This is a genomic window from Acinetobacter bouvetii DSM 14964 = CIP 107468, assembly GCF_000368865.1.
Lineage (GTDB): Bacteria > Pseudomonadota > Gammaproteobacteria > Pseudomonadales > Moraxellaceae > Acinetobacter > Acinetobacter bouvetii.
The window spans coordinates 649983-670030 of the sequence record NZ_KB849726.1 but is presented as its reverse complement, the minus strand read 5'-3'; the positions used below and the strand labels follow the sequence as shown (position 1 = coordinate 670030).

The 20048-nt window shown below is 43.3% G+C and carries 18 protein-coding genes; 10 read left to right on the top strand and 8 right to left on the bottom strand.

All coding sequences use genetic code 11. The features are described 5' to 3' along the window. Positions 1-9: 9 nt before the first annotated feature. Both F941_RS06000 and F941_RS05995 read left to right on the top strand, forming a co-directional pair. A complete protein-coding gene (locus F941_RS06000) occupies positions 10-1755 on the top strand; it encodes a hypothetical protein (RefSeq protein ID WP_005008934.1) in 1746 nt (581 codons plus the stop codon). Next, positions 1737-3899, top strand: coding sequence for a sensor domain-containing phosphodiesterase (locus F941_RS05995; protein WP_005008933.1), 2163 nt, complete (start codon positions 1737-1739; stop codon positions 3897-3899). The genes F941_RS06000 and F941_RS05995 overlap by 19 nt, the downstream gene beginning before the upstream one ends. Positions 3900-4044: 145 nt before the next feature. Here F941_RS05995 and rpmE read toward each other — a convergent pair whose 3' ends face one another. From rpmE to F941_RS05975, 4 genes are all read right to left on the bottom strand, one after another. Continuing rightward, positions 4045-4272 carry a 50S ribosomal protein L31 gene (gene rpmE, locus F941_RS05990; RefSeq protein ID WP_005008932.1) on the bottom strand — a complete coding sequence of 76 codons (228 nt, stop codon included), beginning with the start codon at positions 4270-4272 and terminating at the stop codon, positions 4045-4047. Positions 4273-4475: 203 nt separating this feature from the next. Further along, positions 4476-5450, bottom strand: coding sequence for a bile acid:sodium symporter family protein (locus F941_RS05985; RefSeq protein ID WP_005008931.1), 975 nt, complete (start codon positions 5448-5450; stop codon positions 4476-4478). 177 nt (positions 5451-5627) lie between these two features. Next, on the bottom strand, positions 5628-6029 hold the full coding sequence (gene gloA, locus F941_RS05980) for a lactoylglutathione lyase (RefSeq protein WP_005008928.1): 402 nt from the start codon (positions 6027-6029) through the stop codon (positions 5628-5630). Between the two features lie 2 nt (positions 6030-6031). Continuing rightward, positions 6032-8182: an AmpG family muropeptide MFS transporter gene (locus F941_RS05975; protein WP_005008926.1), complete on the bottom strand. Its 2151-nt coding sequence runs from the start codon at positions 8180-8182 to the stop codon at positions 6032-6034. A gap of 179 nt (positions 8183-8361) precedes the next feature. On the opposite strand from F941_RS05975, the gene F941_RS05970 reads away from it, so the two are divergent. Next, entirely contained in the window at positions 8362-11004 is a 2643-nt protein-coding gene (locus F941_RS05970) for a Lon protease family protein (RefSeq protein ID WP_005008924.1), read from the top strand. Between the two features lie 66 nt (positions 11005-11070). On the opposite strand, the gene grxD is transcribed toward F941_RS05970, so the two are convergent. Further along, a complete protein-coding gene (grxD, locus tag F941_RS05965; protein ID WP_005008922.1) occupies positions 11071-11412 on the bottom strand; it encodes a Grx4 family monothiol glutaredoxin in 342 nt (113 codons plus the stop codon). A 200-nt stretch (positions 11413-11612) separates the two neighbouring features. Here grxD and F941_RS05960 point away from each other — a divergent pair, with 200 nt between their 5' ends. After that, a complete protein-coding gene (locus F941_RS05960; protein ID WP_005008918.1) occupies positions 11613-12824 on the top strand; it encodes an aspartate aminotransferase family protein in 1212 nt (403 codons plus the stop codon). Positions 12825-12929: 105 nt separating this feature from the next. On the opposite strand, the gene F941_RS05955 is transcribed toward F941_RS05960, so the two are convergent. The 3 genes from F941_RS05955 to surE form a co-directional block, all read right to left on the bottom strand. After that, complete coding sequence (locus F941_RS05955; protein WP_005008917.1) at positions 12930-13859, bottom strand: LysR family transcriptional regulator; 930 nt, start codon at positions 13857-13859, stop codon at positions 12930-12932. Positions 13860-13950: 91 nt separating this feature from the next. Then, positions 13951-14766: a peptidoglycan DD-metalloendopeptidase family protein gene (locus F941_RS05950; RefSeq protein WP_005008915.1), complete on the bottom strand. Its 816-nt coding sequence runs from the start codon at positions 14764-14766 to the stop codon at positions 13951-13953. Positions 14767-14875: 109 nt separating this feature from the next. After that, a complete protein-coding gene (gene surE, locus F941_RS05945; RefSeq protein WP_005008914.1) occupies positions 14876-15652 on the bottom strand; it encodes a 5'/3'-nucleotidase SurE in 777 nt (258 codons plus the stop codon). A 110-nt stretch (positions 15653-15762) separates the two neighbouring features. Here surE and F941_RS05940 point away from each other — a divergent pair, with 110 nt between their 5' ends. From F941_RS05940 to F941_RS05915, 6 genes are all read left to right on the top strand, one after another. Continuing rightward, entirely contained in the window at positions 15763-16137 is a 375-nt protein-coding gene (locus tag F941_RS05940) for an MCR_0457 family protein (protein WP_005008913.1), read from the top strand. A gap of 168 nt (positions 16138-16305) precedes the next feature. Next, positions 16306-16686 (top strand): MCR_0457 family protein, encoded by a 381-nt coding sequence (locus F941_RS05935; RefSeq protein WP_005008911.1) that lies wholly within the window; start codon positions 16306-16308, stop codon positions 16684-16686. Between the two features lie 117 nt (positions 16687-16803). Next, complete coding sequence (dacC, locus tag F941_RS05930; protein WP_005008909.1) at positions 16804-17952, top strand: D-alanyl-D-alanine carboxypeptidase PBP5/6; 1149 nt, start codon at positions 16804-16806, stop codon at positions 17950-17952. Positions 17953-18060: 108 nt separating this feature from the next. Next, on the top strand, positions 18061-18600 hold the full coding sequence (locus F941_RS05925; protein ID WP_005008899.1) for a gamma carbonic anhydrase family protein: 540 nt from the start codon (positions 18061-18063) through the stop codon (positions 18598-18600). 96 nt (positions 18601-18696) lie between these two features. Beyond that, complete coding sequence (locus F941_RS05920) at positions 18697-19236, top strand: VCBS domain-containing protein (RefSeq protein WP_005008896.1); 540 nt, start codon at positions 18697-18699, stop codon at positions 19234-19236. A gap of 322 nt (positions 19237-19558) precedes the next feature. Continuing rightward, positions 19559-20044 carry an NUDIX hydrolase gene (locus tag F941_RS05915; protein ID WP_026253421.1) on the top strand — a complete coding sequence of 162 codons (486 nt, stop codon included), beginning with the start codon at positions 19559-19561 and terminating at the stop codon, positions 20042-20044. The last annotated feature ends 4 nt before the right edge of the window (positions 20045-20048 follow it).

The following is a 20048-nucleotide window of genomic DNA, read 5'->3' as shown; positions in this document are numbered from 1 at the left end:
ATAATAAAGATGACTAAGCATACTTCAGATATTTTTCAGAATCCGACAGAACTCAAGCTGGATAAACTGAGTTTTTGTCCGACCCATGCTAAAGGCTTGCAAGAATGGCTTACTGGCGTATCTATTTTACAGCTGGGAACTTCATCTAAATCTCTATTCAATGCGCTGCTGGAAATTTCTGAATTGAAATGCCAGGAAATGCTCCGTTTTGACCTCATTCAAATTCTGCATCCCACGCTTGAAAATATTTTAACCAGCTTAGAAAAGCATTTTGCCAATCAGGGCTTAATCACCACCGACCGCAATGATCAGATTATTGAGCTGGCCATGCTGCTGCGCAGCCATTTTGCGAAAATTTATATTGATATCGCAAAACGATGTGAACAGCAGCTGAACCAACAAAAATTTTCAATTTTCTCTTTTGGCCATAAAAAAAGCCTTCAGACTGCTCGAATGGCGTCCATCTATTACGCTATTCAACAGCTCACCATGCTGCTGTATCAACAGCAAATGCTTTATACAACCCCTATGCCAGGGCAATGGCTGGCAACACATCAACTGATTGACTGCGCGATTCAGCACAATTTCTACCAAAGCAATCTCAATCAAATTTTAGGTACACAGCACCAAATTTCAACAATTGCACAAGCCTATTCACAGCTGATTTTGCTGGATATTTTTAATACCAATCAAATCCGCCCCGCTGAAATTCAAGGCTTGTTCCTGTGCAGCGCTGACTGGGCCAAATTAATCCAAATTTTACCGAAAGAAACCACGCTTTCACGGTATGCCGTGGATACAACGAAAGATCATCCGCCTGTGTTTAATACACATCAGCCAGGCCATTATCAGCCAAATATTTATATTTCAACACAGAATTTGCTGGATCATTTAACAGAAACCCAAACAAAAACTGGACAGTATTTATCTAAAAATGAAAAGCTGTTCTTAACACCCGCGCTGCATTTCCATATTCACAACTTACTGACCAATAATACTGAACGCCGCCATGAGCGTTATGAATACTCAGCGCAAATCAATATCTGTTTTGGCCTATCTGTAGCTCACTTCTATTTATCCAAAGGCAAAAACCTGCATGAAACTTTGGATTTGGAAGCAAACTACAATATTCACAATGAATCCAGTTTTGTAAATTCCATGGACAGCAATATGCAGGCGTCTCTGTCCAATGCCAAAGCATTGGACAGAGAAGCAAAGCAGATTCACTCCGCTGAAGTCTTGGATATCAGTGTCAATGGCTACCGCATTAAATGGACAGGCGAAACCCCCGCGCAGCTTAAAACCGGTGAATTTATTCTGGTGCAGGAAAATGCGCAAAGCCAATGGCGCGGCGGTGTGATCCGCTGGATCAAACAATCTACAGATAAAAGTCTGGAGATTGGCTTAGAAGTCTTAACACAAGATATGTACCCTTGCGCTGCGCACATTCGTACAGACCGGAATACGCATAATTATCAGCCTGCACTGCTGGTGCAGACGTCTCAGCTGGATCAAGTTGCCACTACCTTAATTTTACCGGGTTCTCACCTATTTAGAGAAAAACAAACCATTCATTTGCGCCTAGGCAATGAAGAATTGAAAGTTTATTTAACGAAAGCGCAGCTGATCACGCAAAGCTTTATCCGCTTTGAATACGAATTATTAAATGATCAGCAGGAAAGTACTGTGAAAGACTTTATTAATAAACAAGTCAATGAAGTCAAGAATCATGATTTATGGGAAGCATTGAAGTGAGAAATCCATTACTGTCTAAAAAGTTAAAACGCACGGAAACACGTTTACTGATTATCGATGATAATCAGATACGTTATAACCAAATCCGTGACCTTTTGACTGCCAGTGAGCATCAAATTCAAGCCACCCTGCTGGATGACCTTCAAAATTTTGAAAAACAACTGAATTTACCATGGGACTTGGTTATTTTCGGACGCGCTTATGATTTGAAATACGATCAAGCGATGAGTTTAATCCGTTTGTCCAAACAGCCTGCTTTGCCGCTGATCCTCATTCAACCTGACGATTACAGCGAAGCCCAGTACGCCAATTATGTGCATAAGGGAATCTACGATATTCTGAGTTTAGAAAATCCGGATCACTTCTATATTGGCTTTATCCGTGCGCTTTCCTTCAGCCGCCTAGTGCAAACCCAGCAGCATTTAATGGATGAATTGGAAACAGCGCAAATCCAAGCTCAGTCATTTGTAGAAGACAGCAATAAAGCTGTTGCGGTTATCCAAGAAGGCATACATCTTGAAGCGAATGATGAATATTTGAAACTCTTTGGCTTCAAATCAAATGACGACATCATTGGTCTGCCGCTGCTGGATCTCCTTCAGCCTAAGGATCTTAATGATTTCAAAACACGCTTTAAAAAAATTAATCAAGGCCAATTTGATTTTGGCCGTTTTGAACTCCACTCCCTCAACAGCCGCAGCACTGTAAAAAACCCGCTTAAAATTGAGTTTATTCCAGCGGCTGAAGATGATGCCCTGCAAATTACAATTGATATCGGCCATGAAAGCTCAGCTCAATCCTCTGGGGATAAAGTGCCGGCCAAAGCCAATGCCTATCAGTTGCTGAACCGTACAATGACCAAACAGCCATCGGATATCAATGCATTAGTCACCTTCTCCCTGGCTTCATGTGATGAAAGCATTCTGCAGGCCGACTGGAATACGTTCTCAGCCTATTTTAAAGGGATCAATAGCTTTCTCAAAGAGCAGACTAATGCGCCGTTATTCAAACTAGACAGCGGCATCCATGCAGGTTTATTCCAAGCAGAATCCAAAGCTAAACTTGACTCAAAACTCATTGGCTTAAACTCATTAACCAAACCGCAGCTGATTACGGTAAATAATGACAGTTATCCGCTGAATCTTCGTATTGGCTATACCGTTTTAGAGGGCGACATACGGGATGAAGCGCAATTAGACCAATATATTGCCAAAGCATTTTCTACAGCCTTGCCAAAAAATCAGCCGGCGCCGGAATTAGACCTGTCTTTACCTGATCTGCAATTTTCAATTCAGGAACCTGAAATTGAGCCTAAAGCAGAAGCAGACATACCGCTCAATATTAATTTCACGAAACCGGAAGTTGAAGCGCCTGCAGTGATTCTGAATGAACCCGCAGTCATAAAAGCCTTGCGCACTTGTTTGGAACGCGGGGAAATCCATCTCAAATATCAGCAGCTGTATGACAAAGAAGACGTAAATCTTTACACATATGAAGTCACCAGCGGTTTTATCTTTGAAAATAAATGGAAAGATATCGCCACGCTGCGTGAGCTGGCTGAAGATACAGAACTATCAATTAAATTAGACCGCTGGATCCTTGTAGAGTCTTGCAAGCAGCTGCATAATTTCATCACCCAATATCCAGATGCCAAATTAATTATTAATTTGAATAAGGAAGTTTTGCTGCAAGACCGCACCTTCCCTGAATTTATCTCTAAACTCATTACAATTATCAGAAGCAAATTACAGTACCCGCTGATTTTGCAATTTTCCGAATTGGATATAGATCAAAATATTGCAGATGCACAAAAAGCCATTAAGGAATTGCGCAAAAATGGCGCTGAAATTTCACTGCGTGACTTTGGCCATTCAATGTTCAGCGAGGCTTTACTGCGCCAAGTAGACATCCATCACCTAACGCTGCATCAAAGCCTGACGCAAATGCTCAATTCAGATAAGCAATGTGAAGAGCTGAAAACAAAAATTGCGGCCTATCAGGAAATTCGGCCGTCACAGATTATGCTGCGTGAATTGAATGACATGACATTGTTTGCCAACGCATGGAATGTCGATGCCCGCTTTATTCAAGGGGATTACTTCCAGAAAAAACTCGATCATCTTATTGATGTGCAGGATCAATAATCGCAGATCTAGTCAAACTTTATTCACATTAAATAAATCAACTAAAGCAAAAGGCTGAATGATTCATCATTCAGCCTTTTCACTTACTGCCTTAAATTCAGGTATAAAAAAACGGGCAAAAGCCCGTTTTTTTTCATTTTGAGGATTAGTCGCGTTTGATAGAACGAGACATACCAGCAAAACGCTGTTTGAATTTGTCGATACGGCCGCCAGTGTCCACATTCTTTTGTTTACCAGTATAGAATGGGTGGCAAGCTGAACATACGTCAAGGTAAACAGTTTCTTTACCAAGCGCTGAACGAGTTTCGATTACGTTACCGCATGAACATGTAGCAACTAGTTTTTCGTATTTTGGGTGAATATCGGCGCGCATCGTCGATTACTCCATAAAGTTTAAGAAGGTTTTGCTGTCATCGCAATTGACCACTCTCCTATGAAAGGAGGAAGTGCCGTTAAAACAGCAGATCAACACCATAACAGACCATTCTTTTGGCCCACCGAGACGGATGCCGTCAGAGCTAAGCACAACAAGTGGACAATATTATACGAAATAAATCTGGATAAAGCGAACTATTCTTACAGTTCGCCCGAAGATTGCTTCGCCCAATAATTGGCAATGACTCCGCAAACCATCAACTGAATCTGATGGAAAATCATAATTGGCAGCACAATCATTCCCAGCGGCTGGCCAATGAATAAAATTTGCGCCATAGGCACACCGCTCGCCAAAGTTTTCTTTGAGCCGCAAAAGAAAACTGCTTTTTGATCTGCACGGTTAAAGCCCAGCCAGCGCGGAATATACAGCGCCAGCAGCATAATAATAGTTAAAAACACAGAACACGCCAGAATTAAAAGCGCCAGTGTTGTGCCGCTGACTTGCTGCCATAGCCCCGCAACTACCGCGCTGCTGAACGCTCCATACACCACCATCAAAATTGAGCCCTGATCAAAAGCTTTCACAAGTTTAGGCATAGCCTTCAGATAAGGAAAAATATAGGGACGTAAAATCTGACCCAGCACAAATGGAACCAGCAGCAGCAGCGTAATTTGAATAATAGATGCTGTGGGGTCAAAGTCATGCTTGGATTCACCTAAAATAAACAGGCTGACCAAAACTGGAGTAATAAACATCCCCACTAAGTTTGAAAAAGAGGCACTGCAGATTGCACTGGCCACATTGCCCTGTGCAACTGAAGTAAATGCGATTGATGATTGCACTGTGGATGGCAAGAAGCACATAAACAGAAAGCCCCAGTACAGCTCCTGCCCCAGCATCGGCACCAGCACTGGTCTGGCCGCCAGCCCTAAAATGGGAAATATGGCAAAGGTGAAAGCAAAGACAAGTGCATGCAGCTTCCAATGCATCAACCCTTCAACAACGGCTTCACGGGATAATTTAGCGCCATGCAGGAAAAACAGGATTGCAATCGCGGCCGTAGTAATCACCCCAAAAATATCTGCGGCATGCCCGGAAACAGGGACAAAGGTGGCCAAAATCACCATCACGAATAAAAGGATTGTAAAGCGGTCAAGCGCCAGCATTTTAAGCATGTCTACGTCCTGTATCTTTTTTAAATAAACCAGTCATCTTCAAACAAGAAAAAACCCAGTAAGATAAATTTACCATTTGGTAGGTTCTATCTTACTGGGCTGCGGCAATAAAGCTACTTTTCAGGGTCAATGTTCAATATTTAGCAAAACTATAATGGACCCAATCTGATCTACTGATCAGTTATTGCGCGCTTGCTCATCCTGCTGAATCAGTTCAATTTTGTAACCATCAGGATCTTCCACAAATGCGATGACCGTGGTTCCACCTTTCATTGGCCCAGCTTCTCGCACTACATTGCCGCCGCGCGCTTTAATTTCCTCACAGGCTTTATAGGCATCATCGACCGCAATGGCAATATGACCATAGGCATTGCCCAGCTCATAATGGTCTGTGTCCCAGTTGTGCGTTAATTCCAAAACCGTATGGCTGTCTTCATCGCCATAACCGACAAATGCCAAGGTAAACCGGCCTTCTTCATAATCACGCTTACGAAGTAAAGCCATACCGAGTACTTCAGTATAGAACTGCAACGAACGCTCTAAATTGCCTACACGTAACATGGTATGCAGCATGCGCATAATTATTCACCTTTTCCGTTCAATTGTGCGTTGTGATCACGCAATAATTTTCCTACCCAAATCACCAGCAATAAAATTGGAATGCCAATTAAAGTGGTCATCAGAAAGAATTTGGGATAACCGATATTGCTGACGATAGTACCCGAATAACCGCCTAAAATCTTAGGGGTTAAAGTCATTAAAGAACTGAAAATTGCATATTGCACCGCAGTAAATGACACACTGGTTAAGCTGGATAAGAAAGCAATAAAGGCAGCGCCGGCCAAACCGGAAGCCAAGTTATCGACAATGATGGCAAAATACAGCCAAAGCGAACTGTAAGATTTAATTACCTTGCCTTTCAGTTCAATTTGACCTTGATCAGCCGCCGCTAAATTAATGGGCTGAATATCAATATCCAGCACACCTGCCATATTAGCCGAAGTATTTACATTATAAGATCGATCTATGCTCGCTTGCACTTGCTGGCCATTTAGAAGCTGCGCCGTCACTTTTTGGGTTGCGGAAGATGCAAGATCTTTTCCTGGAATCGCGGCGCTGAAAATACCGTCTTTATCCAGTACTGCCTCAAAAGGCTTGCCGTCCAGCAGCACTTGCAGCTTTTGATTGTCTTGCAGCGTTTGCGCAAACTGTCCGCGCACAACAATGCTGTTATGGCTCTCATTGGCATTGATAACGTTATCGGCAGTCACAGGCAGCAGCAAAATTTGATTGGCATCTGCGCCATTTAAATATGGCATTGCCACCGTTACAGGCGCGGCATTGTCTTGCTGAAAGCTGGCCTTGGCCTGAATCGTTTGCGCCGTTTTTAAACTGTCGACAGGCACTTTAATTTTCCATGCACCTGTTTCGTCTGGATGAACGGTATAACTTTGCCCGCCGGCACTAATTTCAACATCATTTAAAGGCTGACCCGACTTCACCAAACCAATAAAAATCAGGTTCGTAGAACTCGCCAGCACTGCGCCTACAAACATCAGCTTCATAATATTCATGCGCTGCGCCAGCAAGCCGCCTAAGAACCCGCCCACCAGGCTGAATATCACACCGTAGACTTTAACCGCTTCTGCAATCTGCTCTTTACTAAAGTTTAAGTCTTGATAAAAAACGTTAGAAATCACACCCGCAATAATGTCCGAAATACGGTAAAAACCGATCAGCAATAAAAGCACCAATGCCAGCTTTATGCCGTAGCGTTTAAAGAAATCTGCAATAGGATTGACCCATGTTTCATAAGCCATGTGCTGGTTGACCGCACCCATTTTCACCAGGGATGCGCCGACAGCTAAAGCCACCGCGCCTGAGCCAATAAAGCGAACTGCCTCAAAACAGAACAGCAGAAATGAGTCCTGTATGCCCAGCTGTTCTTTCAGCGCATCTACAGCTGTACCTGAATAAATATAGCTCAATACAAAACTGATCACGGCGGCAAAGAACACAGCAACCAAGCGGTAATAATCCACCCGCTTATAATCTTTATGAATGCGTTCTACTTTCGGTTCGCGAATGATCAGCGTCGTAAAAATACCGACCAGCATGACCCCAGCCATGGCTAAATACGTCGTTTTCCATGCTTCATAAATGTAATTGCCTTTGGCTGTTCCTAAATAAGCCGCTAGAAATAACGCGCCTGCACCTGCAACAATCATGCCGATCCGGTAGCCCGCATTATAGGTCGATGCTAAAACCGTCTGCATTTCGGTTTCCGCCAATTCAATACGGTAAGCATCTATCACAATATCTTGTGTTGCTGCAGAAAAGCCTAATAACACGGCGCCAGCAGCCATTTGATACAAGTAGTTTTGCCCTAAAGACGGGTCTGAAAACGCCATAATGCAAATGGCGCAAATAATTAAACACTGCGCAATCAGCAGCCAAGAGCGCCTACGGCCTAAAGTTTTAGTCAAAAATGGGACCGGCAGCTCATCAATTAAAGGCGCCCAAACAAACTTAAAGGAATAGCCCAGTGCAGCCCAGCTGAAAAAAGTCACGGCGCTCTTATCAATACCGGCTTCGCCGAGCCAAAGCGATAAGCTGGAGAAAATCAGCAGAATCGGAATACCTGCAGAAAAACCCAAAAAGAGCATAATTAATGCGCGGCGGTCTAAAAATGCTGTAAATGCCGATTTCCATCCGGAAGATTGCGTTGTCATCACATTATTTTTGTCTAAATACAATTGCTGCTATTCAAACGCTTAATAGCATTTGTTTCAACTAAATTTACGCAATCATCGTTTTATTTATCGAGAAAAGCATTGCGCTTGCTTGATCTTTCGGATGAATCCAGTATACCTTTAAATTCTGCCGTCATTTATTTGTTTTGGATTTAACAGTGCCGCAAAAACTCGAAAATATTCAATCTTCACTATCCACCCAACCTTCAGAACAAAACAACAGCGAAACTCATGTTCAATCGGCGCCAATCTTGCACAGTGTGTTTGATTGCCCTGAAATTCAAACGACTTTAAGCAAAACAAAACTGAATGCCGAACAGCTGACGCATCCGACAAACTTAAAAAAAATTCCAACATCCACTAAGCGCATTAAGCCTTTAAATGATTTTCTAGGTCAGGACCGCGCCCGCGCCTCTGTTGAAGCAGGCATTGCTTTACCTTATTCAGGCTACAATATTTTTGCAGTCGGCACAGCGGGCTTAGGCAAGCGCACCATGGTCAAGCGCCTGCTGCAGCAGCATGCAAAAAATATGAAAACGCCGAATGACTGGGTGTACGTTTATAATTTTAAATTTCCGCGCCAGCCCATTGCCCTACAGCTTCCTACTGGCCAAGCACCGAAATTTCAGGCGGCTCTGCATCAAACGTGGCAAATTATTTTAAAGCAGCTGGAACGCCGATTTACGGCAGAAACCTATCATAACCGTATCGAGTTAATCCGCCAGCAGACTGGGGATGTACAGCAGCAAGCTCTGGTAGAGCTGACCAAAGAAGGTGAAGAACTGGATTTAAAGCTGATTTCACAAGATGATGAGCATTGCTTTGTTCCTGTGCATCTAAAAGACAATAAAATTCAAGAAATGTCTAAAGATGAAATCAACGCCTTAAACAACAAAGACCGTGCGGCCATCGCATCCAATATCCGCTACATGAACAAAAAGCTGGAACGGCTTGGCTTGCATTTAGGCGATCTGGAAGATGACGCCCGCGATCAGGTGCAGCTATTGAATCGCGATATCGCCAAACAGGTTGTTTTACCGCGCATTGATTTAATGCAAAACAAATATAATGATGTCGAGGGCCTGGAAAATTATCTGAAATATTATGCAGAAGACATTATTAATAACGTGGAAATTGTCTTAGAGCAGGAAGAAGATGATTTTACCCCAGGTGTATTCAGCCGTGTGCCTTCACGCTACCAAGCCAATATTGTCGTTACACACAAGCCGAATGCAGGCGCACCTGTAATCTTTGATGATTTTCCAACACATTACAACCTGCTGGGCCATGTTGAACAGTTAACGCAAAATGGCACCATCACCACAGACTTTACCTTAATCCGCCCCGGCGCGCTGCACAAAGCCAATGGCGGCTTTTTAATGCTGGAGGCTGAACAGCTGCTGGAACAGCCTTATGCATGGCAAGGCTTAAAACGCGCCCTGAAATCAGGTCAGCTGAAATTATCATCTTTAGAGCATATGCTGACTTTAACCGGCAGTATTTCCATTGAACCGGCAGCCATCCCTTTAGATATCAAAGTTGTCTTATTAGCAGAGCCTGAAATTTATTATGAGATTTTAGAGCTTGAACCTGAGCTGGGCAGTGTTTTTAAAATCCGCGCCGATTTCACCGATACGCTGCAGCGCAATGAAAATAATGAACAAGCCTATATGCAGCTGATTGCCGACTATGTGCAGGCGGATAAACTGCTGCCTTTCGACCGTTCTGCATTGGCAGCGCTTTTAACCGACTCCAGCCGTCAAGCGGAAGATCAAAGTTCGTTGTCATTACATGCCCTCACCTTAGGTGACTTGATCCGTGAAGCACATCATCATGCAGCCAAGGCGGGCGACAGCATGGTTACTGAACAGCACATCAATACGGCGCTGGATCACCGCAAATACCGCTTAGGCTATTTGCGTGAACTGTACTGGCAGGACTTATCCCGCGGTACGCAATTGATTGAAACCAAAGGCCACCGTCTTGGCCAAATCAATGCCCTTTCAGTGATTCATTATGCTGATGTCGAATTCGGCCTGCCTTCCCGCCTAACCGCCTCTGTATATCAAGGCGGCGGTGACATTTTAGATATTGAACGCAGTGTAGAACTGGGCGGCTCTTTGCATGCCAAAGGCGTACTGCTGATGTCCAGCTTCCTCAAAGCGCATTTTGGCCGCGAACAGATTTTGCATTTCTCAGCAGCGCTTGCCTTTGAGCAAAGCTATGGTCAGGTTGATGGCGACAGTGCCACCGTCGCTGAACTTTCCGCATTGATTTCTGCCATCAGCCAATTGCCCATTGACCAGTCATGGGCCATTACCGGCTCTATGAACCAGCTGGGACAAGTCCAGCCGATTGGCGGCGTGAATGCTAAAATTGAAGGCTTTTACGATGCCTGTAAGCTGCAGGGCTTAACCGGCAAACAAGGTGTGATCATTCCGCGTCAAAATATGCAGCATCTCATGCTGCGCAAAGATGTGATCGAAGCTGTAAAAAATGGTCAGTTCCATATTCATGCCATTGACACCATCGACCAAGCGTTAGAGATTTTAATGGCGCGCGCTGTCGGCAGTTTGGACAAAAAAGGCCGGTACAGCAAAAATTCTATTTTCGCGGCTGTTATGGCGCAGCTGGAATACTGGCAAGCGATTGAAGATGGCGCGGAACTAGAAGAAGCGCCAAAGAAAAAAAGCAAAAAGAAGAAAAAAGCGAAAAAAAAGGCCAAAGCTGAAAAAGAAGCGCTAGAGCTGGCTAAGGCCGCTGCGGAAGCATTGCAAGCAGAACAGTCTGCTCAAAATTGATGCCTTAAAATATCTGCCCGTAAAAAAAGCGCCTTTAAAAGGCGCTTTTTTTATATTCGGTCTGAATTAAGCTTCAGGCGCTGGGCTATACTGTTCTACCAAAGTTTTCAATTCACCTTTTTGGAACATATCAAGCATAATGTCGCTTCCGCCGATCAATTCGCCATTGATCCACAATTGCGGGAAAGTCGGCCAATTTGCAATTTGCGGCAAAGTCGCGCGGATATCCGGATTTTCCAAGATGTTTACATATGCAAATGGACGGCCAATTTGACTGAGTGCTTCTACTGCACGAGCAGAGAAACCGCACTGCGGAAATTGTGGAGTGCCTTTCATGTAAAGCAGAACTGCATGTTTAGCAATTTGGTCACGAATTAACGCTTCTGTATCGCGTGCTTGTTCAGTCATTGATATATCCTCAATAAATCTGCATCGCATTATACCCAAAACTGAGCAAAACAGTATGACTAAAGCAATAAATCCAATTTTATTTACGATCGGGCTTTAAATCTCGGGGAGTTTTTGCTTATATAGAACGTCTTGGCGCATCAAGATATATTGTGCCAACCGCATTACTTTTCAATCCACCTAACAGATAAGAGTTAGTCATGAACAACATTACCCTTGCCCCTGTGCAAACTGATCAACCATCTCATTTGATGCCTGTATTTGGCCGTCAGCCGATCAGCTTTGTCCGAGGCCGAGGTTCTTATCTTTATACAGAAGACGGCACAGAATACTTTGATGCATTAACAGGGATTGCTGTTTGCGGCTTAGGCCACGCGCATCCTGCAATTACTGAAGCGATTGCAGATCAGGCGGCAACACTCATTCATACCAGCAACATTTTTGAAGTGCCTTGGCAAACAGCGGCTGCGCAAAAATTAGCAGAAGCCGCCGGCATGGAAGAAGTATTTTTCTCAAACTCTGGTGCAGAATCCAACGAAGGCGCAATTAAAATTGCGCGCAAGTTTGGTCATATGCAAGGTGTAGCCACCCCTAAAATTATTGTTGCAGATCACTCCTTCCATGGCCGCACACTGGCAACTTTGTCTGCAACAGGCAATAAAAAAGTTCAAGAAGGTTTTGCGCCGCTTGTTGAAGGTTTCATCCGCGTGCCATTTGGCGATATTGAAGCCATTGAAGAAGCAGCAATTAACCACCCAGATATTGTGGCAATTTTAGTAGAGCCGATTCAAGGTGAAGGTGGCGTAAACACTGCTCCTCAAGGTTTCAGCTATTTAGAAGAAATCCGCCAAATCTGCAATCAGCACAACTGGCTGATGATGCTGGATGAAGTGCAAACAGGCAACGGCCGTACCGGAAAATACTTTGCATATCAGCACACCAGCATTGTTCCGGATGTTTTAACGACAGCAAAAGGCTTAGGCAATGGCTTCCCAATTGGCGCAGTCATGACCCAAGGCCGCGGTGTTGGCGTTTTAACTGCAGGCAACCATGGTTCCACCTATAGCGGCACCCCGCTGGGCTCTCGTGTCGTTTATACCGTGATTGACACCATTCAAAAAGAAAATTTGGTGGCCAATGCTGCTGAAAAAGGCGCCTATATTGTGCAGCAGCTGTCTGAAAAACTCGCCGAACAAAATGTAACGGTTCGCGGTTTTGGCCTAATGATTGGTATTGAACTGCCTAAGGCATGCGGTGAATTGGTTGACATTGCCCGTGATCAATATCACTTGATTATCAATGTTACGGCGGGTTCAGTGATCCGTTTATTGCCTGCCTTGAATATTACTCAAGAACAGGCCGATCAGCTGATTGAACGTATTGTCACAATGGTTAAAGCGTATTTAGCCTAATCTAAAAGAATAAAAAAAAGCCGCTGATGCGGCTTTTTTTATTCACACATTAAAATTTATTTAAGCAGTCATGGTTAAAACACTTTTTAAATAAACTTTCTGTTTTTAAGATGCTTCTTGGTAGATACGCCCACCCGGCAACTGGCTGAAATATTTCTTTAATGCATCTAGGCAACGCTGGATTTTAGCGGGCTGCTGCTCTTGTTTAGCAACCACGGCATAAAGTGTAAATGCCGGCAATTTCCACTCAGGCAATACTTCAATGAGAGAACCGTTCATTAAATCCTTTTGCACATCTAAAAATAGAATTCGAGCAATGCCTTGCCCTTGCATGCACATGGATTTTGCAACCAGCACATTGTTGGTTGACAGCCTTGAAGGCATTTCAATATTGACTTTTTCACCGGTCACACTATTTTCAAATACCAAAGAATGATGGTTCTTCATAATATTCAGCGCGACGAGATCATGATTAGCCAAATCTTCAGGCCTTGAAATCAAAGCTGAATGATTAATAAAACTTGGCGATGCAACCAAAATCTGCTCAACCCGGGCCAAAGGCACAGCGTGAAGATTTTGATCATAAATTTGAGAACTCATGCGCAACGCAATATCAATGCGCCCATCAATAAGATCAATATACTGATTGTCAGCCTCAAAATTCACTGAAAGGCCGCGATGCGTAGCTATCCATTGCGAAAGCGCTGGAATGATATGATTCGCGCAAAGTTCAGGCGTCGTCGCGATACGAAGTTCCCCAACCAAATCATCGCGCAATTCATTAATTCGGACTTTACCGCGTTCTGCAGCAGACAGCATTTCTTGACAGCTGTAAAAAAATGCCTGTCCAGCTTCGGTCAAGCTTAATTTGCGTGTTGAACGGTGCAGTAAAACCACTTCCATATCCAGCTCTAAAGAACGGATCTGCTGGCTGACTGCACTGGTCGTAATGCCCAGTTCCCGCGCTGCGCCACTAAAAGAATTTTTCTCTACAACGCAAGCAAAGACACCCATTGCCCGTAATTGATCTAACATAAATTCCCCTCAAATTTATGAAATGCTCATAGTTTAATAAAAGCAATTTCTTGCATTATACGAGGATATTCAGGTTTTGCATTACTTAAATTCAGTTAAGCGGAAGAACCGTCTCAGGATTCACTGGCTTGCCGTCTAAACGGACCTGAAACTCAAGCATCGTGCTGGATGCTCCAGTTGATCCCATTTCAGCAATTTTCTGCCCGGCTTGAACATTGTCGCCGCTTTTCACGATCATTTTGCTATTATGCGCATAAGCGGTGATATAGCCGTTAATATGTTTCAAAAGAATCAGATTGCCATACTCTTTTAATCCATCAGCGGCATAAACAACCTGGCCATCTGCTGCAGCATAAATTGGATCGCCTGCTTTGCCGCCAAAGCGGACGCCTTTCACATTGGATGCCAAGTTAAATTTCGCAATTACAGATCCATTTGAGGGTTTAACCCAGCGCAAAGAAGAGCTTTGCGCGCTCACGGCTGGTGCTGTCTGGTTTTGCGCAGAGACGGCTGGCGCTGCTGGCACAGTATTTTGCGGCAGTGGAACTGTTTGACGCTGAATTGGCGCTGACTGTGTCATTGCCTGTGTAGATGCCGCACGGCGCGAAGCAGAATTTTTTAAGCGAATCGACTGTCCGACATAAATTCTGTATGGAGGCGCAATATCATTCATTTCAGCTACACTGATATAGCTTAAGCCATAGCGTCCAGCGATGCCGCTCAGCGTATCCCCTGAACGCACGGTATAAAAATCCGGCGCTGCCGCATAGCGTGTTGCATTGCTGACTTGCGGCTTAGATGCACAACCACTCAATATAACGGTCGAAACAGCCGCCAAGGAAAAAACCAATGACTTGATGAAAACTGCTGGAGCTGCTTTTAAGCGATATTGTGACACCAGGGACATTATCTTCCTCTCTACACGATAAATGGAATGCTGTAATTTCGCTAAGATTAGCAAAATTTGCCAGCAAAAAAGCTGCATCATCAGCATTTTCACAAAGTTATAACACTACTTACGCATTTTTAGTCAATTGTATGTGCAAGTTATTCAAAATTTCATAATTTGTTGCATCCATTTGGATTGGCGTAATGCTGACGTAACCATTTGCAACCGCAAAGAAATCAGATTCAATATCGGTTAAGCCTTTTAGGGGTTCAGCAACAGCTTCACCGGACAGGCCTATCCAGTACACTTGGCGGCCACGCGGATCAACATGACTGGTAATGGGTTTTGACTGGCGGCGGCGGCCCTGATACGTAATTTTTGCGCCTCTTAATTCGCGGCTATCTGGAATATTAATGTTTAGAATATGGCGTGCGGGCAGTGCAGGCAAGCCCGCGGCAATAAAGTCATGCACCCACTTTGCTGCCACTGCAAAACCTTCAGGCGTTTCATATGAACGGACATTTGGCCCTGCAAGAGATACCGCAATGGCCGGCTGTTTCATTAAGCGCCCTTCAAAAGCAGCTCCAACAGTTCCTGAATACAGGACATCATCTCCTAGATTCGCGCCGCTGTTAATGCCGCTGACCACAAGATCAAATTCAAAATCAAATAAGCCGTTCATGGATAAATACACGCAGTCCGCCGGCGTGCCATTCACAGCCCAAGTATCTGTGGCAATTTGGATAGGACGCAGTGGACGGTCTAAAGTTAATGCGCTGGAAAAACCGCTGCGCTCTGCTTCCGGCGCAACAATGACAACGCGGCCTAAAGGGCGCAGCGCACTGGCTAAAGCTTGGATACCTGGCGCAAAAACACCATCATCGTTGGCAATTAAAATATTCACTTCATAAATCTCATGACTAAAAAAATGACTGATCAGAACTTTTCGTTGAAAAATATCAGGAATTATATATATTCAACGTTCAATATCCATCATAAATGTGTGATTTTAAAATGATTAAAACTATATCATTTCGCAGCTTATTAGGTTTAGGTTTTGCTGCAGTTTTTTCTCAGGCTGTCATTGCCGATGAGGGGTTAACGCAAGCTGAAGCAAACACAATCGTGAAGGAAGATGTTGCTTCTGCTCAAGTCATGGCGGAAGTCTGCCCTGCTGTGATTGGCAAAAATGCTAAATTTGATGGCAACATCAAATTGCTGGTTCAAAGCTATTTAGCTGATTATTCAGATAAATCTATGACATATGAAAGCATTCAATCCGACAGCGAATATAAAGCGGTCTTAAACGAAGCGCGCGAAACGGCCAAAGAAACTACTGCAGATGAGCAAAAATCTGTCTGCGATGACGTTTTAAATTATCAAGCTTAAATTCATCGCCAGTAAAAAGAGGATAATGTTGCACACATTGTCCTTTTTTATTTCACAATTGCCTCGTTTTTCAACAGCTTCAATACAAATAGGGACTTTCATTTATAAAAAATAGATTTAATCTAAGCCTATTGCTTCATTGTATTGAAATATTCAGGTTGTTTTTAAATGAAAAAAGTCTTGCTTAAAACCCTTTCAGCATTCTCTCTTTCTGCCTTTGCTTTTACTGCGGGCGCGGCTTTTGCCGCCGATGAAAAAATTGAAGTCACACCTACACCGCAAGTGACCAATCAAGAACTTGCTGCAATTTATGTTTTATCCGAAATTTGCCCTAAACTTGTCAATGATCAGGATAAATTTAATCAAGGCTATGCCAAACTTGCTAAAGAGTATTTGCCAAATGAGAAATCGCCTGTTGCCGCTTTAGAAAAGCTCAGCAAGCAGAAAAGTTTTGGCAAAATTTTAGATGAAGCGCAAAATGACGCCAAGAAAGCAGGCAAAGCAAAAAATACAGAAATTTGCCAAGAGCTCAGCACTTACGCAAATTAATTTCACTTGGTTACAATACTTTTAAAATAAGCCATTTTCACCCATAGAAGTCGGCCTAGCTTTGGCCTAAAATGCTAGGTTCTTCGCGCTTATAACAAGTTATTGGAACCACCCAGAATGACCCAAAAAACCGCTCTTGCCGCATTACTGCTCGTCCCTAGTTTTTCTTTCGCGGCAACTGTCTTATCTGCACCCCCAGAATTGAATAATAAATCTTATGTGCTGATGGACTATGAAACAGGGCAAATCCTTGCTTCAAAAAATGAAAATGAAAAATTGGCGCCGGCTTCAATGACGAAGATGATGACCAGTTACATCATTGAACAAAAGCTATTAAGCGGTGATTTAACCGAAAATGAAAAAGTGCGCATGAATGAATCTGCTTGGTGCCGCGGCAGCAGCACAGAGTCATGCATGTATGTGCCATTGAACGGTACAGCAACAGCGCTTGAAATGCTTCGCGGCATTATCATTCAGTCAGGCAACGATGCATCTAAAGCCATGGCGGAACACATTGCCGGTAATGAAGGCACCTTTGCCCACATGATGAATCAGGAAGCTAAGCGTATTGGCATGGTGAATACTCAATTCATCAACTCTACAGGCATGCCTGCGGAAGGACACTACTCTACTGCAAAAGACATGGCAACGCTTGCACAGCACATCATCCATGACAGCTCTAAATACTACCCAATCTACTCTGAAAAAGAATTTGCGTTTAACGGTATTAAACAAGGCAACCGTAATGCCCTGCTTTATACAGATCCAAGTGTTGACGGCTTAAAAACCGGCCATACCGATGAAGCAGGCTACTGCTTGACGACTTCTGCCAAACGCGGCCCATTGCGCTTGATTTCAGTGATCTTTGGTGCGCCAAGCATGAACGAGCGCGCATCTCAAACGCGTGAAATTTTAGCTTGGGGTTACGCAAACTTTGAAACGGTAAAAGTGCAGCCAGCGAATCAAGTATTAGCAAAAGCAAAAGTTTGGTACGGTAAAGAAAGCGATGTGCAAATTGGCTTGCCTGAAAACTTCAACGTAACCATGCCTAAAGGCGATGCGAACGCCATCAAAACTCAATTGGTTGTTCAGCCTAAATTGACTGCACCTTTAAAACAAGGTCAAGTGGTGGGTAAATACGTTGCGACATTAAACGGCAAAGTGATTGCAGAAAAACCGCTTGTAGCGCTTAAACCTGTAGAAGAAGCGGGTTTCTTTGCAAAAATGATTGATCACATCAAACAATTCTTTGCGAACTTGTTCTAAAATTTTCGAGCGCCGATTTTTTTCGGCTTAGACTAAAGCATCCCTGCCTCGGTTCGGATGCTTTTTTATTTTATACTTTCCCTATTTAAAGTTTTACGATGGACCGTCATGAAAAAGAATATCCGCCCCTATTTAAAACATCATCCTAAAATTGATTCAACTTGCTATATCGATGAAATGTCTGTGGTGATTGGTGAAGTGGCTTTGGCGGAAAATGTTTCAGTCTGGCCTTTTGCAGTGATCCGCGGTGACGTCAATCATATTCATATTGGCCGCAATTCCAATGTGCAAGATCACGCCATGCTGCATGTCAGCCATAAAAAAGCCGATAAGCCTGAAGGCTCGCCGCTGATTATTGGTGAAGATGTGACAATTGGCCATCATGTCAAACTGCACGGCTGCACCATTGGCAACCGCGTGCTTGTCGGCATCAGTACGATTATTCTGGATGATGCCATTATTGAAGATGATGTGATGATTGGCGCAGGCTCACTGGTTCCGCCGCGCAAGCGCCTAGAAAGCGGTTATTTATATGTGGGCACTCCTGTACAAAAAGTTCGTCCGCTCACAGATAAAGAAAAAGAATTTTTACCATATTCGGCACGGCATTATGTGAAGGTGGCGAATAATTATTTAGATCAAAATTAATCATTCACACTTTTCTTATTTTCATACTTTTATAAGCTCATTTAATACGTCTTGTCTATATAGAAAAATATGGACTCAAATTCCGAGTAATTTTTAATGCTGCATAAATTTAATACGTCACAATTTATAAAAATTCTTTTCACAGGAATGATTTTATCTTCAACCACTGCTTTTGCTGATGAAACTCGATGCACAAAAGATTATGGCAGCGTTATTTCTAAAGAAATGACACAAATGAGCACCGCTTTAAATAGTGGCAATTATCAATATATTGCAGACAAGTCAGATTCATCCATTATTGAGCTTGCAGGCGGCCAGGAAAACTATAATGCCATGCTCGTACTCGCAGCTGACTCCTTAAAAAAAGGCAATATCCACGTTGAAAAAGTCGATATTCAGCCGCCGCAAAATAGCTATATTTTTGGAAAAAAAGAATTTTGTGTGATTCCCAAACAACTGACTATCTTAATGAATGGCAAAGCCATGACGGGAGAGAAGTCCTTTATGCTCGCAGTGCGCCCTCTTGAATCTCAAGAGTGGAAGTATATAGATGGCACTGGCTTTAAGAAAAATCCAGATCTGCTATACACTCTATTTCCTGAAATCCCTCATGATAAACATATAATCCCTGAATAGTTTCATTTTAAATAAGCTGTATCTGTGGTCTTCTTGCAATTCACCTCATGTACAGCTTATCAATTATTCTTATTGCTCAGGCTATTTTGTATTGTAAATACTGGATTAGCCTTGAGAACTATTAAAGTTATTTAGGCATTGATTCCTAAATAACTTTAATCACCTGTTAAATCTAAAAGCGCGGCAATGCCTCACAGTGAATGAGCTTTAAACTTATCTCTATTCCTGACTCAGCTAAAGAAATGACATTTCATCCTCGTTCAACATAGCCACACACCCCAAAATTTTATACAATAGCCCATCCCTTACCATGGTGCTGGTCATGACCTCTTGGACTCCTCACGTTACTGTCGCTACAGTTGTAGAAAAAGACGGAAAATTCCTGTTTGTAGAAGAACATACAGAAGCCGTGACGCATACTGTGTTTAACCAGCCTGCTGGGCATGTCGAATGCGGCGAATCCATCATTCAGGCTGCCATTCGTGAAACCATGGAGGAAACTGGCCATGCGGTAGAAGTTGATGCCCTCCTTGGCATTTATACCTATACCCCGCCAATGTTCCCAGACCGCACTTATTTCAGATTCTGCTTTTTAGCGCATGTGCTGGAATATTTTCCAGAAGCTGAACTGGATAAAGGCATTGTCGGTCCAAAATGGATGACTTTAGACGAACTGCTGGAGTCTGCCCGCGCGCGCAGCCCATTGGTCATTAAAGCTGTGCAAGATGCCTTGTCAGGGCAAAAATATCCTTTATCGCTCGTTTATGAGCACCAAAACTCTCCCTTAATTTCAAATTTGGATGCTTAATCCT

Bases quoted from the DNA above. Each gene is read 5' to 3' on its own strand.
- F941_RS06000 (WP_005008934.1), top strand. From the start codon at position 10: ATGACTAAGCATACTTCAGATATTTTTCAGAATCCGACAGAACTCAAG.
- F941_RS05995 (WP_005008933.1), top strand. From the start codon at position 1,737: ATGGGAAGCATTGAAGTGAGAAATCCATTACTGTCTAAAAAGTTAAAA.
- rpmE (WP_005008932.1), bottom strand. From the start codon at position 4,272: ATGCGCGCCGATATTCACCCAAAATACGAAAAACTAGTTGCTACATGT.
- F941_RS05985 (WP_005008931.1), bottom strand. From the start codon at position 5,450: ATGCTTAAAATGCTGGCGCTTGACCGCTTTACAATCCTTTTATTCGTG.
- gloA (WP_005008928.1), bottom strand. From the start codon at position 6,029: ATGCGCATGCTGCATACCATGTTACGTGTAGGCAATTTAGAGCGTTCG.
- F941_RS05975 (WP_005008926.1), bottom strand. From the start codon at position 8,182: ATGACAACGCAATCTTCCGGATGGAAATCGGCATTTACAGCATTTTTA.
- grxD (WP_005008922.1), bottom strand. From the start codon at position 11,412: ATGACTGAACAAGCACGCGATACAGAAGCGTTAATTCGTGACCAAATT.
- F941_RS05960 (WP_005008918.1), top strand. From the start codon at position 11,613: ATGAACAACATTACCCTTGCCCCTGTGCAAACTGATCAACCATCTCAT.
- F941_RS05955 (WP_005008917.1), bottom strand. From the start codon at position 13,859: ATGTTAGATCAATTACGGGCAATGGGTGTCTTTGCTTGCGTTGTAGAG.
- F941_RS05950 (WP_005008915.1), bottom strand. From the start codon at position 14,766: ATGTCCCTGGTGTCACAATATCGCTTAAAAGCAGCTCCAGCAGTTTTC.
- F941_RS05940 (WP_005008913.1), top strand. From the start codon at position 15,763: ATGATTAAAACTATATCATTTCGCAGCTTATTAGGTTTAGGTTTTGCT.
- F941_RS05935 (WP_005008911.1), top strand. From the start codon at position 16,306: ATGAAAAAAGTCTTGCTTAAAACCCTTTCAGCATTCTCTCTTTCTGCC.
- dacC (WP_005008909.1), top strand. From the start codon at position 16,804: ATGACCCAAAAAACCGCTCTTGCCGCATTACTGCTCGTCCCTAGTTTT.
- F941_RS05925 (WP_005008899.1), top strand. From the start codon at position 18,061: ATGAAAAAGAATATCCGCCCCTATTTAAAACATCATCCTAAAATTGAT.
- F941_RS05920 (WP_005008896.1), top strand. From the start codon at position 18,697: ATGCTGCATAAATTTAATACGTCACAATTTATAAAAATTCTTTTCACA.
- F941_RS05915 (WP_026253421.1), top strand. From the start codon at position 19,559: ATGACCTCTTGGACTCCTCACGTTACTGTCGCTACAGTTGTAGAAAAA.